Below are 15,759 nucleotides of genomic sequence, written 5' to 3'. Positions count from 1 at the left end.
ATGAGAACCCTGATTACAGGTTTTGGTGCAATAGCTGACAGTCTTGGGGAAGATCCCCACATGCTGCGTCTTCACGGCGAGCCGTGCCATGCTCTGGCCTTGCAAAAAACACCCCGTTTTAGCTGGGATTGCGTGGTTGACCCTGATCCTCACGCTCTTGAAAGAGCGCAAGGTGTGTATGCGATCCCCCATTGTCACAGCTCACTCGACAGTGTTCCGGACAAGGAAAGCTACGAAGCTGCTGTGATCACCTCTCCTGCCCACACCCGTCAGAGCCTTCTGGATACATTCCCGAACCTCAAAGCCATCATGCTTGAAAAACCACTTGGCCCCGACCTGGATCTGGCAGAACATTTTCTTGATCAGTGCGAAAGTCGTAACATTCAGGTTCAGGTCAACTTCTGGCGTCGGGGGGTAAAGGATTATCTGGCTTTGGCTCAAGGTTCAGAACTGGAAAAACGAATTGGAACTTTCCAGACCGGCTTTGCTCTCTATGGTAATGGACTGTTCAACAACGGCTCCCATCTTGTTGACTTTATACAATTCCTGCTCGGCCCGATCCAGGCAGTCCAGGCGCTTTCAGAAGCTGAAAGGCTTGAACATTCACCGATCCCGGGCGATTACAGACTGTCTCTGGCTCTGACACTGGCTTCCGGTGCTGTCATCACCCTGCAGCCTCTCGACTTTGAACATTATCGTGAAGTCAGCCTTGATCTCTGGGGGACCAGAGGCCGCATCAGCTTCGCCCAGGAATGCTTTAACAGCTACTTCTTCCCGGTTTCAGAGAACAGAACACTCGACAATGCTCACGAGATTGCCTGGGATCAGATGACCACGCTTCCCTTTTCAACACTCGGAGCTCTCACCAGCCTTTATGACAACCTCTATCAGTCTGTGACAGACCCCGACGCCGGCCTTCTCAGCCCCGCTTCTGCAGCACTCCGCAAGGAAAAACTGCTCAACCAGGCGCTCCTGTCAGCAAGAAAAGGCGGTACGATCATTGCTGTCTGATGTCCGGAAAATTCTGATCTGTGTCGAGGACCCCGGAGCTGTAAATTTCGTGACAGACCTGCCGGAACAACTTGACAGCAGTTCTTTCAAACTGGATTTCTGTGCCCAGGGATTTGCATGCGAAAAACTGGAATCAGCATCAATCCCTTACTGTACGGCTGAAGAAGCAACCGCCCGCCTGGAGCAGTACGACCTTGTCTTGCTGGGCACCGCAGAAAACCGGGAAACCTTTACCTTCAGGATGACCGAGATCTGCCAAAAGAAGAACATTGCCACAGCTGGCTTTGTCGATGGACCGGCAGCAGCAGCGCATCGTTTTAAAGGTCATTCAACAAACCCCTTGCAATACCTCCCGGATCTTCTGATCCTGCCATCAAGGGAAACTGCCGATCGCTTTAACGAACTTGGCGTGCCTTCTAACCGGATCGCTCTGTGTGAACACCCTGTTATCTCTCGTCTTTCAACTCTGCGCCAGCAACTGGAAAGTCAGGGCAAGGACAGGATACGGCGCAGGGTTTTTCCGGATGCAACGGAAGAGCAAACCGTGATCCTCTTTATTGCAGAGCTATCGGATGGACTGGAAAGCGAACGCTACAGCCTGAATGAACACTTTTTGCTTAAAGGGCGCGGCGGCACAACAGAAAGAACCCTCATTGCGCTGGAAGAGCTGCTTGATGCCCGCACTGCAGCTGTCCCGGAGAGTTTCGTCGTCGTCCGTCTTCACCCCAAAAACATTCTGGAAGAGTTTTCCCCCTATCAAGCAGAAACCGATCAGTTCAGTAAGGGCGGAAGTCCCTACGAAGCGGTTTTTGCAGCAGATCTCTGTATTGGTCTGACCAGTATTCTGCTGCATGAAGCAATGCTGCTGGGTACAAGGACCTTTGCGATACTGCCTGATCCCGCCGACCGGACACTCCTTGACGAGGCCGGACTGTGCCAGATCAGCTCTGCCAGCAGCAAGGAAGCCATAAAAACAGAACTGCTCGGCGCCTCCCCCCACATCAAACACCCAAACGGACCCCAGCTGTCCGACGTAATAAAGCAAATTATACAATGTTGATTTTCCTCACGAGAACAGGTCTTGTGGACACAATGAACTTTCTTGCAGAAGAAGCAGGGCTGAAAAGCTTCGCAGTAAGCAGTCTCCAAGAATTGGAAGAAAAAATCACCCAGGGAGCAGTTATTGTTGGCTTTTCGACAGGTGTCGTTGTCCCTCCTCGCATTCTGAACAAAGCAAGCAGGGCCTATAATTTTCATCCGGGCACTCCCCTATTTCCTGGTCGGGATCCTCACTATTGGGCACAGGAAGCAAAAGCATCGCATTTTGGCTGCACGCTGCATTTCATGACTCCCAAAGTAGACGCAGGAAAAATTTTGGGAACACGACAATTTGCAGTCCGAAATTTCTCAGCAGAAGAACTCAGAATACGAGCCGAGATCGAAATGCTCAGCCTTCTGGAGGATAATCTTTCAAATCTTTACCACAACCAACTGCTTCCGAATGGAGAAGATTGGTCTGGCCCCACAAGAACACGGTCAGATTTTCTGGGATCAGGTTTAGAGTTTGAAGCAGAAAAACCCAAGAGACTCCCGCAAATGCCAAACAGAGAAAAAGCCAACTCACTGTTTTTCGGCATAAGGTGCGAACAGGATATTGCCGCTGCACTTGAGTACTATAAAGCCCTGATGCAAGAAGGAAATGCTTCTTCATTTACCTCCAAACGAATTAAATTTATCGAAAACCAGATCCAGAACCGGGCAGAAACAAATTAATGTTCAGTCAATCCAAAATCTTTATGATTCATTCAGGTGCCTTTTCCTCTCTAATGGGACGTTTTGCACGCACATTAAAGCAGGAACACGGCATAGAAACTGTCCTGTTTGTCAACGATTTCAAGTTGTCAATGACCGGCATGGAAAAACGCGATTTCCACGAAAGCGACTTTGTGGAAATTATCGACCTGAAAAAAACACTTATCCCTCGCCCCAAAAGCAGCTTTTTAGACGACGATTTTCACAAACGCGTGCAGACGATTGAAAAAAGGCTCGGAGTTCCCCTGACAGAGATTGTCCGCTCTGACCGGCATCTGGGGAAAAGCTTCGTCACGGGCGCAGAGTACATGCGCTCTCACTACGGGATAAGCACAGACTACGATCAAAGTATTGATATTGCAGAAAGACTGATCACACAGCTTTCTGCCAAAGTAGATGAGCACAAACCAATTGCCCTGATCTCCATCATCGGGAATATTGTCTCCACAGCAGCGATTGATGTTTGCAAGGCCTCAAACATTCCATTGATGGCACCAGTACTCTCCAGAGCAGGAAATGCTCTGTGTTGGGCAAAAGACAAGGCCTACACACCTTACGATCTTGAGGAAAGTTATAACCAGAGACTTGGCGCCCAGGACATTGTTTCGGGCAATTCTGCCGAAGCTCCAGCCGTTTCCGAGCTGGAACGAAACGACCGTGTTAAAAAAGCCCTTGCCAATGCTCAGCGCAATGCAAGCTATAAACATGTCTTGCGTATCTGGTACAAAGCACTGCGCAGGAAAGCCGGAGACATCTACCACAAAAGGCAATACAGCTATGGCAATTATCTTCTCTCTGACCGCCTGAAGGAAGCATGGCTGTTACGAAAAGCCTGGGCGAAGGAACTCAGTAATCCCGTTGTGATGAAATCCCTCGACAGGCCTTACGTTTTCTTTCCTCTCCATGTGGAGCCTGAATCAAGCCTCATGGCAGAATCAGCCATGACAGACAACCAGTTAACCTGTCTGGACTGGCTTGCCAAAACTATTCCCTCGAACTGGCGTATCATTGTAAAGGAACACCCCGGTTTCACGGCACGCCGGCCTGAAGGTTTTTGGGAGCGTGTGCAGAGATATCCAAACATCATGAAAGCCAACATTCTGGAAAGTGGTGAGGAGTTGGCGAAGAGAGCTCATGTGATTGCAACAATCAACAGCACAGTAGGTTTCCAGGCCGCTGTGGAGGGAAATCCTGTACTCTCGTTCCATCCCCATTTCCACGGACACTTTCTGCCTCACGTTAAAATAGCCAGAAGCTATGAGGAAACCCGATCAGCTTTCATGGATCCGGATTTTACTAAAGGAAAACCCAATCCGGCTTTCATTTCCAGCGGAACAGCTTTTCAGGAAGCCCTTAAAAGCCTGGGGACCCCGATCGAAGATGAAGGTCTCATTATGGGGAAGGCCTTACCTAAACCTGTGGAGTGGGAAGAAACCAAAGCCATAGCTGCTTACTTCATCAAGCTCCTAAGCCAAACCAGAACGGCTTCTGCAGGAAAATAAAATGTCTCTTTTCAATACTCCTGTTCTTGAAAGCAAACGTTTGAAGCTTTGCCCGTTTTCAGATCGGCATTTAAACGAACAATACGTCCAGTGGCTCAACGATCCTGAAACGGTTCGCTACAGCGAAAACAGACATACCTCCCACACCATAGAAAGCTGCACCAGATATAGAGACAGATTTCTTCAGGGACCTGATTATTTCTGGGCCATTGAATTCAAGGACAGCAACGCTCACATCGGTAATATTAACGCAATTGTTGATCTCCCGAACAAGGTTGCCGATATCGGCATAATCATTGGAGCCCGGGAAACATGGGGGCAAGGTATCGGGCTTGAAGCCTGGACCACAGTCATGTCTTTTCTTGAAGAGCAAACAGACGTTGAAAAAATTTCAGCAGGCACCATGGCAACCAACCTCGGAATGCAACGTATCTTTGCCAAAAGCGGAATGAAGGAAGAAAGTCGCCGCTTTGGGCAATTCCTTTTTGAAGGGCACCGCACAGATCTAATCCAAGTCTCATATTTTACTAAAAATGGGGCCCTCAAATGAAACCAAAACAAAACTATTCATTCCTGAAAGAGCACGGCAGGCTGTCCGGCAGGCTTGTTGCCCTGCTGCTGTGTCTGAGTGTTGCAGGTGTCTTTTTTGAAGCCCTGGGACTGGGGTTGATTCTTCCTGTTCTGGATTTTATTGCAGCAGAGGGAGATCTGGAGCAGCTTTCCAGCGACAACAGCTTCTGGTCAAACGCGATCCGCTTTTTCGAGTTCCTGTCTCTTCCTGTCGATCTCCTGACCCTCACCAGCCTTGTGCTGATCGCCGTCCTGCTTCGTCAGATTTTCGATTATTGGTATCTTATCAAGCTGTCAAAGACCGAAACAGCTCTTCAAAAAGATCTGAGAATCAAAAGCTACCAGTTCATCCAATCTTCCAGGCTGGGTTTTATTGAACAGCTCGGCAGCGGCAGGTTCATCAATCTGCTGGATCACCAGACCGAGGCAGCAGCACTGGTCCTGACAGGCTACATTCGCTTTGCCCGCTACATTGTTACCTTCGCAATCTATATTGCCCTGATTGTAGTCACTGCACCTCTTTCCAGTGGTCTGGCCATCTTGATGCTGGGAGGCCTGCTCCTTGTCGTACAGGTCTATGTCAGAAAAACCAGAGAGGTCTCAAACCAGATTGTTTCCTACAGAACGATCTTTGCTGCCTTCCTGACAGAAGCCTATCAGGCTTTTAGAACCGTGAAGATTTTCAGTCTGCAACAGCAACAGACAGAACAATTGAGAGGCATCTCGGAAAACTTTGCCACTCTGAAGGTTGATCTCGTCAAAAACGGAGCCAAGATTCCCCTTGTCATGGCTCCGACAATTGCTGCTGTCATGATGGCTTTCCTCTATGTTTCCGTGACCTTTCTGGACATGACGATCAACACCATCACGCTCTTCGCCCTGATCCTGTTGAGGCTGGCTCCTGCCGCACAGGCTTTTGCAAAGCAGCAGCAGGGCCTGACGAAGCACATCGTCAGTCTGGAGACCCTGAAAAAGGAACTGGAGAACTGTGACACCAATCGTGACAATACGGCACAGGCAGGCACGCCGATAGCCCTGACAAAAGCCATTGATGTAAAGTCAGTCTGCTACGCCTATGGTGAAGGACAGCGGCAGGTCCTCAAAAACATCAGCGCGACATTTGAGATGGGGCGGGTGATCGCCATAACCGGCAGCTCCGGAGCAGGAAAATCCACCCTTGTGGATATTCTGTCGGGACTGATCACACCACAAAGCGGTGACCTTGTTTTTGACGGGCAGAACATCCCGGCGGAAAGACAGGAAACAATCCGCCAGATTGTATCCTACTCAGCCCAGGAACCTTTCCTCTTTAAAGGCTCTGTAAGAGACAACATTTGCATTTCAAATCGCGAGGCAGATGATCAGGCAATCACAGAGGCCGCCCGCATGGCCTATGCCGATCATTTCATCCGGGAACTTCCCGGGCAATACGAGACCCTCCTTGAAGAAGGGGGCGGCAATCTCTCCGGAGGGCAGAAACAGCGCCTCGCCCTTGCCCGCTGTTTCCTCAAGAAAAGCCCCCTGCTTATACTTGACGAGCCAACCAGTGCACTTGATCCCCTTTCCGAACAGAAAGTCACACAGGCTATTCGCCAGTATGCTCACAGCAACGGAGCTCTCGTGCTGATCATTACGCACAGGGACACAACGATCCAGGGCGTTGATGAAACTGTCATCATGGAGAACGGTGAAATTCTGGAACACCAGCGCCACAACACAAGACAATCAGCGGAATACCAATGAAGCTTATACTGGGAACAGCACAGTTTGGTCTTCCTTACGGGGTCACCCGGACAGATGATCATGTGGACGATACCACTCTGCAGAGCCTTCTGAAACAGGCCGCAAAAGCAGGCATTGACATGCTGGACACCTCTCCCGCCTACGGTACATCGGAAACAAGGCTGGGTCAGTTCAATGCCGTTCACTCCTTTGCCCTGCAGACAAAAACCTTTGGCGGGCAGTTCGACCTTGCTCCGGAACAGCTCGAAGAGCAGTTCTCCAACTCCCTGAGAGCCCTGCAAGCTTCAGAGGTTGAAAGCTTTCTCGTTCACAGCGTCACACAGCTAAAGGGCACAGCGGGGGGAAGCCTGATCAGATGCCTGCAATCACTCAAAGACAAAGGGCTCGCCAAACGGATCGGTGTCTCCGTCTATGATGCCGATGACATTGACACCGTTCTCGAGATGTTCCGACCGGATGTCATCCAGCTCCCGATCAGTATTGCGGATCAACGTCTTGTACACTCCGGACATCTGGAAAAGCTGAAGAAACTGGATATCACGACCCAGGCACGCTCCGTCTTTCTTCAGGGCCTTCTCCTCACCAGTCCATCTGAATTGCCTCCCTTTTTCAGGGAAGCCAGCCACATGGTCCAACAGCTTCATGAGAACTTTTCCACTCCTGAAGAGGCCTGCATGGCCTTTGTCGGAAACAGCGGTTTGATCGACGAAGTTGTATTCGGTGTGCACACCCTCCAGCAACTGGAACGGATCACCACATCCGTTGTGCCTGGCCTAAAGAATTTTCACTGGAAAAGTTATGCACTTTCAGATGATCTAGTGGATCCCCGCAAATGGTAGCAACCTGAAAGGAAAATGAAATATGATGCCAGACAAATTTACAATGCCATCACTCCAAAGTGTCCTTTTAATAGGTTACTCTTCTATTATGGATGACTTGTTACAATGGTGTGAAAGAAAAAACCTCAAAACTGAAATTATTACCAGCCCGGCTCAAATAGATTTTTTTAAAGAAAAACAAAGATTACCAATCAAAGTTTTTGAGAAAATTGACTCTTCATTCAAAGAACACATTGAGAAAAATCATGAGTTAAAGACAACTCTTTTTTTAAGTTTTGGTGCTCGATGGATTTTCAAAAAGACAGATATCCAAAATTTCTTTAAAAACAATCTTGTAAATTTTCACGGTAGTAGACTCCCTTTTGATGCAGGAGGCGGAGGATTTTCTTGGAGAATAATGCGGGGAGACAAAATATGCCTTCATCTTGCACACCTAATTGATGAAGGAATTGATACAGGTCCTATCATTAAATCTTCAGAGAGTCTCTTCCCACCCAATTGTATTAGGCCAATTGAATATGAAGAATTTTATAAAAAGGGACTGGCACTTTTCTGCAAGAACCTTTTAGAAGAAATTATCTCCGGTAAAATATTTTCACTTTACCAACAGCCTGATTATATTGGGCACTACAATCCCCGCTTAAATGCAAAAGTGCACGGGGCAATAGACTGGTCTAATGATGCAATAGATTTATATCGTTTTATTAATGCTTTTGATGAACCATATTGCGGCGCCTGCACTTATCACAACGGGAATCTCGTACATATCAAATCTGCTCAAATCCATGGCGGCGAGCCAAACGATCATCCCTTTATGAGCGGGCTTATAAAACGCGTTAACAAAAATTGGTTACTTGTATCAACCGGCACAAAAGAAAGCATTATTATTCAAAATGTTACAGATGAAAACGGTAATAATATAATACATAAAATTCAGCCGGGAGACCGCTTTTACACACCACAAGAGAGACTAGATGCTGCAAAATCTCACAGGGCCTTTTATAAAAGTGTTTAAGTAAAATCGAAATTAGATTAATAGCATCTTGAAATTAAAAGCTAAAGGACTCCTTAATGCAGCTTACCGACACTTTTTATGACATTTATCATAACAAGTCCGTTCTTGTGACTGGGGCAACAGGCTCTTTTGGTAAAAAATTTATTGGTACCATTCTGAACTATGCCAAACCAAAAAAAGTTATTGTTTTCTCACGCGACGAGCTCAAACAATATGAAATGGCTCAACAGTTCCCCGAAGATCTCTATCCCATTAGATATTTCATCGGGGATGTAAGGGATAAGGATCGTTTAGTTCGAGCCTGCAACGGGGTAGACTTAATCGTACATGCAGCAGCTATGAAGCATGTAACAGCTGCCGAGTATAATCCTACAGAGTGCATCGCAACCAATGTTATTGGCGCCCAGAATGTCATTGATGCAGCCATTGAAAACGGTGTAAAACGCGTCGTCGCACTCTCGACAGACAAAGCAGCCAACCCAATTAATTTATATGGCGCAACAAAACTGTGTTCTGACAGACTTTTTATAGCAGGAAACAATCTGTCAGGAAAAACAAAGACGCGTTTTTCCGTCGTCCGCTATGGTAATGTTGCAGGATCAAGAGGCAGCGTAATACCATTCTTTAAAAAGTTGGCCCAAGAAGGAGAAACTGTCTTCCCCATTACACATGAAGGCATGACACGTTTTGTCATCAGCTTGGCTGACGGCGTTCAACTTGTAAACCTGGCTATGTCTACAATGGAAGGAGGAGAGATTTTCATTCCCAAACTGCCAAGTGTGAAGATTGTTGATACCCTCTCTCACTTCCATCCCAATGCAACCTATAAAGTTATCGGCATTCGCCCGGGTGAAAAGCTGCATGAAGTGATGATTCCGATGGAAGAGTCCCGCAATGCAATCGACATGGGGGATTACTATATCCTTCAACCCACACTGCACTGGTGGAATACAGAAGATTTCCAGAAGAAAATCGAAGCTCACGGCAAACCCGTCGACAAAGCCTTCGAATATGACAGCGGTTCCAACGACTGGTGGATGAGCCATGACGAAATCGCCGCGCTCATTGAATCAATCAAAATATAGAAAATGACACACTGGCTTTTCCGAATAGCAAGTCGTCCGGAATCCGGAGGCGGTCACATGCGCCGCTCTCTCAAGCTGGTGGAGGAACTTCTCAGGCAAGGGCAAAGCTGTCAGGTTTTTGTTGATCCGGGGGCACTTCATGCCGAAAGCCCCTGGAAAGGCATTCTGACAGGCATGGGCAATCTTCAAGTCACGGAGGAAAACGACCATTTCTCCTCAGGGAAGCTGGTTGCACAATGCAGGGCAACAAAAAACTGTCACGTTGTGATTGATCACTACAATGTTGCACCACACGAACTCTCAGCAATCAAAACCCTAAGCACGCTGTCAGTCTTTGATGACTTTGGGCAGCATGATCTGCCCGCAGATCGGTTCATTCGCCAGTCACTCATTTCAGAAAACAGCTCAAAGGATCAAAATTCCCGCCTTGTTCTTGACGGGGCCGAATTTGTCTTGCTGCCAATAGCAACCACTCCCCGAAAACGCGTTTTTTCTGACCGCCAGAGGCCACAGTCAATACTGGTCTCGGCAGGGTATCGTGACAGCATCAACCTGAGCGCAGCAGTGCTTCAGGCTGTAAAAAAGCTCGCTGTCTCCTGCAAGGTTACAGTTGTTCTTGGTACAGCAGCGCCTCATATAGAAGAAGTCAGAAAAACGGCAAGCGAACTTCCCGATGCAGAGCTGTTGATCGCCCCCGAAAGCATGGAAGCCCTCTACCAGGCCCATGATATAGCTGTCGGGACAGGAGGAGTCTCAATGCTTGAACGTATCGCAAACGGCCTTCCAGCCCTTGTTATCAGGCAGATAGACAATCAAAACCGGCTGATCCATGAAGCAGAAGAACTGGGTTTGATAAAAAGCTTTTCCGGAAAGGATCCTGATCAGTTGAAGCACGCGCTGGAAGAAATGCTGCTCGATCCTTCAAGCCTGAACAGGATGTCGGAAAGCGGGATTAAAACACTGGATTCAGATGGGGCAAAACGACTTGCAAGCGCGCTCCTGGAAAACGGCCCAACCTGACACGGAAAAGAAACCAAGACATGTTCTACCCTTACAGTCGCCAGCACATCACCCAGGAAGATCAGGACGCTGTTCTGGAGGCATTGCATTCCGATTTTCTGACCCAGGGGCCAAAGCTGACCGGGTTTGAAAACGATCTTGCCCGTTACCTCGGGGATGATTGTCAGGCTCTGGCCTGCAACAACGGGACATCCGCCCTGTGGATTGCCTATTCCGCCCTTGGTCTGGGCCCGGAAGCAGGTCTTCTGACCACCCCTGTCACCTTCCTGGCTTCAGCCAGTGCAGCACTCATGCTGAATGCTCCTGTCGCGCTTGCCGATGTTGATCCTGATACGGGCCTGTTAACAGCAGAAACAGTTGAAAAAGCACTCAAACACTCCAGCATTCCCATCAGGGCCATCACTGTCGTCCACCTTGGCGGACAGGCTGGTGAACTTGAAGAAATCTGCCGGGTAGCAAAAGAGCACAACTGCTTCGTCATAGAGGACGCCTGTCACGGTCTGGGCGCAACGGTAAGGACATCTGACGGTTCAAGATCATATCTTGGTTCCTCCCGCTTCAGTGATGTCGCAGTCTTCAGCTTCCATGCAATCAAGCATCTGAGCCTCGGAGAAGGAGGTGCCTGCATCTCCAGAAACCGTGAACTGATGGAGAAAATGAGGCTTCTTCGAAATCATGGCATGACCAGAAATCCGGAAGATTGGGATCACGCACCGGAAGCCGGAGCACCATGGTATTATGAAATGCATGCGCCATCATTTAACATGCGCCTGCCCGAAATGGAGGCTGCTCTGGGCATCAGCCAGCTCAAACGCCTGGACGAAGCCAACCGCAAACGGCGTGAGATTGCCCGTCTTTACGAGCAGGAACTCGCCGGAACTCCTTATCTGGAATGCCCGGAAAGGCCCGATGATTCCTCACAGCACGCCTGGCACCTCTACCCTGTCAAAATAGATTTCGAACAGCTTGGCAGAAGCCGGACAGAGGTAATGAACGCCCTGAAAGCCAAAGGTGTCGGTACCCAGGTTCACTACATACCACTTTACAGGCAACCCTGGTATCGCAAGCGAAACTATCCTTTTCTCGAGGGGGCTGAAACCTATTACAACCGCACCCTGTCCATTCCGATGTATCCCCAGTTGTCCAGTGAAGACGTCTTCTATATTTCAGACGCATTGAAAACAGTTCTGAAGACCAACAGATAATGAAAAAAATCAAATTCGGCGATGACCTCTCGGCCTTTCAAAAGGTTTTTTGTGAGAGCAGAGAAGCCCTTGAACGCTGCTTTGAAAACGGTTTGCCGGCAAATGCAGAAATCCTGTGCCGTTCCCCGATCCTGCATCAGGAAAACTCTTACAACACAACCCTGCTTGATGACCGGATTGATCCACAGAAGATGCAGGAATTTTATCTGGGTATCGACGATTTCTGTCAAACCTGCTTCAAGGTTCTGGACTCTGACAGCACGCTTTCCTTTCTGTCGCGAACCTTCACACAGCAAATCTGGTTGTGGCAGATTGATATCATTAAATCTGCGTTCGTACAATCTGGGGATTTGACGGAACCCTGCCTGATTGTAGACACAGGCGGACAGTCAACTCCTGCTCCGCCGTGGCTTTACCTTCTGCAAAACAATCCTGAAGCTCACGTTATAACCATTCCCGTCACAGTAAAATCCAGATTACCTGCTCACAGGAAAACCCCCAAAGAGCTTTTCGAACGCCTTCAAGTGGAAGGCTGGAGACATCTGGTCTGGTTCGCGGGTCGCAAGCTTTCCAGAATCATCCCTGAAAAACTCTCGTCCGGGACCGTCTATGTCTCCCGCTACAATGAACTGCTGCGCGATATCGGCGTTGAGTTTCTGCTACGCGGTTTCAAAGTAAAAGAACTTGCGCGTCCTGATCAAAAGATCCCGGGCTCGAAAGCAGGCGAGCTTGCAGACAGGGCCATGGAGTCCATCGCCTCCCTTGCAAAGGGAAGACTTGCACTCCTTGTTGCCCCCGAGATAGCGGATTTGACCCTGCAAAACCTGAGAAAACTTTTCGCACAGGAAATCGAAGTCTATCTGAGCAACTCCCGGAACGCTTTCAACTCTTCCGGAAACAGTCTCATACTTGCGAACTTCCCGTGGTCCGGTTTTGCTGAAGCTCTTTTCAGGTGCAGCCTTGAACAAAACGTTGTCTTTGCAGGATTTCAGCACGGGATTACGCGAGAAGTACTGGCAAACCGGCAAAACCAGATCAATTACGAGAACGTAATACCGGAATACTTTGGCGCCATTGCCAGGGAATCAGAAAAGACAAGCAACACGAACCCGTTCAAGAGATCCCCGAAAACAACCAGCACTGTTGCCCTGGGTGCTCCTTCGGATCTTGTCTCCTACACCAAAAAAACCAAGCCCAAACCACACGCCAGAGGAATAGTTTATCCATCAGCCATGAACCTGACAGGATACTTTTTCAACGGAGGCGTTTTCCAGAGTGATGTTCAAAATGTAATCAGGGAAAAGGAGCTCTTTGACAAGGTTCTGTCCAAAAGTGCGCACACCTTTTTCTACAAACCCTATCCCGTATCAAGATATGCGGATGCAAATCCCCTGATAGAACAGGCCCGGCAACACGAGAACATCCGTGTTCTTCAAACAGGCAAAGACCTGCGTTTTATGCTGCGTGACTATCAGGCTGTCATGACTGTCGGCGCAAGCAGCACCCTCAGTTGGTGCCTTTTGGCAGGCTTGCCAGTCATTTATATTGATTCACCCCACGAAGGATTTCGCCTGAACAGTCAGGCCAGAAACTACTTTCTTGAAAGCGGTTTTTATTTTGACAGTCTGGCTCCCGACTTTCATCGCTCACTGCTTTCATTTCTTCAGCAGGACATTGAGAACATTCAAGGGCTTTGGCAAGACAGCAAAGCACAGCACGACCTGTTCAAAAGGGAATTTATGGGACTGCACAGCTATAATGCTGGAGCAAACGGCTACAAGTGGTTAAGAAGTCTTATGCAGGAACACGGCAAAACAGGAAACGCATCAAAATGACACTCTGGTTCGGCAAAACTCCGATTGGCAAAGAGCATCCTGTTTTCGTGATTGCAGAAATCGGCATCAATCACGAAGGTTCTGTTGAAACCTGCGCCAGAATGATTGAGGAAGCAGCTGCAGCCGGAGCCAATTCCATCAAGTTGCAGACAGTTGATCCCGAGCGAAACTACGCCAAAGACACCTACAGCTATGAACTCTTCAGCAGAGCCGTTCTGTCGCGGGAAGAAACCGCCCGAATGTTCGAATATGCAAGAGAACTCGGGATGGAGCCCTTCACCACTGCCGGAGATTTCAAGACCCTGGAATGGATCAGCAAACTTGACCCCTCCGGCTTCAAGATTTCAAGTGGCCTGCTAAGCTGCCTCCCTGTTATTGAAAAAACAGCATCCTTTTCCAAACCTGTTCTGATGTCTACAGGTATGGCAGATGAAGACAACATTGAGGCGGCCCTGAACACTGTAAAATCCACTGGAAATGATCAGGTTGCTCTGTTCCAGTGTACGTCCCTGTACCCTGCAGAGGACAAGGATCTGAACCTCGCAAGCATTTCCTGGATGGAAAAGCGCTTTGCACTGCCCGTCGGTTTTTCAGATCACAGCGCAGGAATAACGGCAGCCAGCCTCTCGGTCGCTGCTGGTGCTGTTATGATCGAGAAACACTTTACACTTGATAAGAACCTGCCGGAATTTGACCACCGTCTTTCTCTTGAGCCCAAAGAATTCGCATGCATGACCGGGACCATTCGCCAAACCGAAAGAATTATGGGCTCTCACGACAAGGTCCTTTCTGAAGAGACAGCAAAAATGCGTGACCAGATGAGCCGCTACATGGTCGTTGCGACCGATTTGAGAAAGGGTCATATTCTTCAGGAAGAAGACATCCTCTTTTTCCGCCTGAACGAACAGAGCGCCGCTCCACTCAACGCTTCCATGTATCATGACATTCTCGGACAACCTCTTCGGCGAGACATGAAAGCTCTCGACGCCATTTTGCAGGACACAATTTAATGATGAATATTAAAACAATTATTATCACCTGTATTGGTGGAGCTTTATCAACTCAATTTATCCGTCTTATCAAACAAAGCTCCAGACATTCCTTCAGAATCATTGGAACGGATTGTTTTGAAAACCCGTCTGCCAGGAATTTATGCGATGCTTTTTATACTGTACCCAGTGGCAATTCCCCTGATTATCTGGAAAGTATTGAACAAATCTGCAGAAACGAGCACGCAGATCTGATTTTCCCGTGCGCCGATGAAGAAGCGCTGTGCTTGGCAAAGCACAAGGAAACTCTCGAAGCTGCAGGAACAGTTGTTGCCTGTAATGACTTTGAGCTGCTGGATATTTTTTCCAACAAGATATCAACCTACAAAAAGCTTCAGGAAATTGGTATCGATTTGCCTCTGTGGCACGAAACCAGAAGTCAGGATGACATACTGGAAAAAATTGAACTGACAATTTCGGAAACAGGAAAAGCGGTCGTGAAGGAGCCCTGTGCCAGGGGCGGGCGGGGAACAATACTCATTGATAATGCCTTAACAGAAACAAGGCTCTTTCCTAACAGCAGGGAAATTCACACGAATTTCAGGCTTTTCCGTGAAAATTACCTCCACAACTACAACACCGACACCCAACTCGTCATGGAGTGTTTGCAAGGTCCCGGATATGATCTTGACATCCTCGCCTGGCAAGGGACAAGCCATGCGTTAATACCCAGGAAACGTGTGAATCATATTGTCCCCAACGAAGGCTTCATACTGACAGAGGATCATGCGCTGATTGAGATGGGACAAAGGGTCGTAAGAGAACTGAACGCAAGCTGGCTCTTTGACATTGATTTCATGACCACCAGAGATGGCAAGCCTGCCTTGCTGGAAATTAATCCAAGAGCAAGCGGGAGCCTTTCTGTCTCCCTGATGGCCGGGGCGTCTCTTTTTGATGATATGATATCGCTCTTGAAAAACGAACCACTGGAAAATGCACAGCCCGACTTCGGCCAGCACTTCTATTCCTACACAGCAATCGCAAGAAAATAGTTCGAAAAACACCCATGTCGTCACCTGCTGTTTGTAAAAATCATGACGCACAGCGGGCTATATCGGAAACTGTCGGCGAAA

The 15,759-nt window shown here is 48.4% G+C and carries 14 protein-coding genes; all 14 read left to right on the top strand.

Annotated elements, in window-relative coordinates:
• Genes AAAH10_RS12920 through AAAH10_RS12855 form a run of 14 tightly spaced genes read left to right on the top strand, consistent with a single transcriptional unit; the run spans position 1 to position 15,678 of the window.
• Entirely contained in the window at positions 1-1,011 is a 1,011-nt protein-coding gene (locus AAAH10_RS12920; RefSeq protein WP_343564208.1) for a Gfo/Idh/MocA family oxidoreductase, read from the top strand.
• Positions 1,001-2,071: a glycosyltransferase family protein gene (locus AAAH10_RS12915; protein ID WP_343564206.1), complete on the top strand. Its 1,071-nt coding sequence runs from the start codon at positions 1,001-1,003 to the stop codon at positions 2,069-2,071. Before AAAH10_RS12920 ends, AAAH10_RS12915 begins: the two co-directional genes overlap by 11 nt.
• A gap of 32 nt (positions 2,072-2,103) precedes the next feature.
• The gene (locus tag AAAH10_RS12910) at positions 2,104-2,784 is read left to right on the top strand and encodes a formyltransferase family protein (protein WP_343564204.1); all 681 of its coding nucleotides are present in this window, start codon (positions 2,104-2,106) and stop codon (positions 2,782-2,784) included.
• Between the two features lie 53 nt (positions 2,785-2,837).
• A complete protein-coding gene (locus AAAH10_RS12905; protein WP_343564203.1) occupies positions 2,838-4,325 on the top strand; it encodes a capsular polysaccharide export protein, LipB/KpsS family in 1,488 nt (495 codons plus the stop codon).
• Position 4,326: 1 nt separating this feature from the next.
• Positions 4,327-4,875 carry a GNAT family N-acetyltransferase gene (locus AAAH10_RS12900; protein WP_343564201.1) on the top strand — a complete coding sequence of 183 codons (549 nt, stop codon included), beginning with the start codon at positions 4,327-4,329 and terminating at the stop codon, positions 4,873-4,875.
• Positions 4,872-6,638: an ABC transporter ATP-binding protein gene (locus tag AAAH10_RS12895; protein ID WP_343564199.1), complete on the top strand. Its 1,767-nt coding sequence runs from the start codon at positions 4,872-4,874 to the stop codon at positions 6,636-6,638. Before AAAH10_RS12900 ends, AAAH10_RS12895 begins: the two co-directional genes overlap by 4 nt.
• Positions 6,635-7,477: an aldo/keto reductase gene (locus AAAH10_RS12890; RefSeq protein ID WP_343564197.1), complete on the top strand. Its 843-nt coding sequence runs from the start codon at positions 6,635-6,637 to the stop codon at positions 7,475-7,477. Before AAAH10_RS12895 ends, AAAH10_RS12890 begins: the two co-directional genes overlap by 4 nt.
• Positions 7,478-7,499: 22 nt before the next feature.
• Positions 7,500-8,492: a hypothetical protein gene (locus AAAH10_RS12885; protein ID WP_343564195.1), complete on the top strand. Its 993-nt coding sequence runs from the start codon at positions 7,500-7,502 to the stop codon at positions 8,490-8,492.
• A gap of 56 nt (positions 8,493-8,548) precedes the next feature.
• A complete protein-coding gene (gene pseB / locus AAAH10_RS12880) occupies positions 8,549-9,577 on the top strand; it encodes a UDP-N-acetylglucosamine 4,6-dehydratase (inverting) (protein ID WP_343564193.1) in 1,029 nt (342 codons plus the stop codon).
• Between the two features lie 3 nt (positions 9,578-9,580).
• A complete protein-coding gene (locus tag AAAH10_RS12875) occupies positions 9,581-10,597 on the top strand; it encodes a hypothetical protein (protein ID WP_343564192.1) in 1,017 nt (338 codons plus the stop codon).
• 20 nt (positions 10,598-10,617) lie between these two features.
• Complete coding sequence (locus AAAH10_RS12870) at positions 10,618-11,802, top strand: DegT/DnrJ/EryC1/StrS family aminotransferase (protein WP_343564189.1); 1,185 nt, start codon at positions 10,618-10,620, stop codon at positions 11,800-11,802.
• Positions 11,802-13,637: a hypothetical protein gene (locus AAAH10_RS12865; RefSeq protein ID WP_343564187.1), complete on the top strand. Its 1,836-nt coding sequence runs from the start codon at positions 11,802-11,804 to the stop codon at positions 13,635-13,637. Before AAAH10_RS12870 ends, AAAH10_RS12865 begins: the two co-directional genes overlap by 1 nt.
• On the top strand, positions 13,634-14,647 hold the full coding sequence (locus tag AAAH10_RS12860) for an N-acetylneuraminate synthase family protein (RefSeq protein WP_343564186.1): 1,014 nt from the start codon (positions 13,634-13,636) through the stop codon (positions 14,645-14,647). Before AAAH10_RS12865 ends, AAAH10_RS12860 begins: the two co-directional genes overlap by 4 nt.
• Entirely contained in the window at positions 14,647-15,678 is a 1,032-nt protein-coding gene (locus tag AAAH10_RS12855) for an ATP-grasp domain-containing protein (protein WP_343564184.1), read from the top strand. The genes AAAH10_RS12860 and AAAH10_RS12855 overlap by 1 nt, the downstream gene beginning before the upstream one ends.
• The last annotated feature ends 81 nt before the right edge of the window (positions 15,679-15,759 follow it).

The sequence above is a fragment of the Carbonatibacter coralli genome, assembly GCF_039592655.1.
Classification (GTDB): Bacteria; Pseudomonadota; Alphaproteobacteria; order Kiloniellales; family Kiloniellaceae; genus Carbonatibacter; species Carbonatibacter coralli.
Note: the sequence above shows the minus strand (reverse complement) of the source record. Positions and strands in the feature narration are given on the sequence as shown.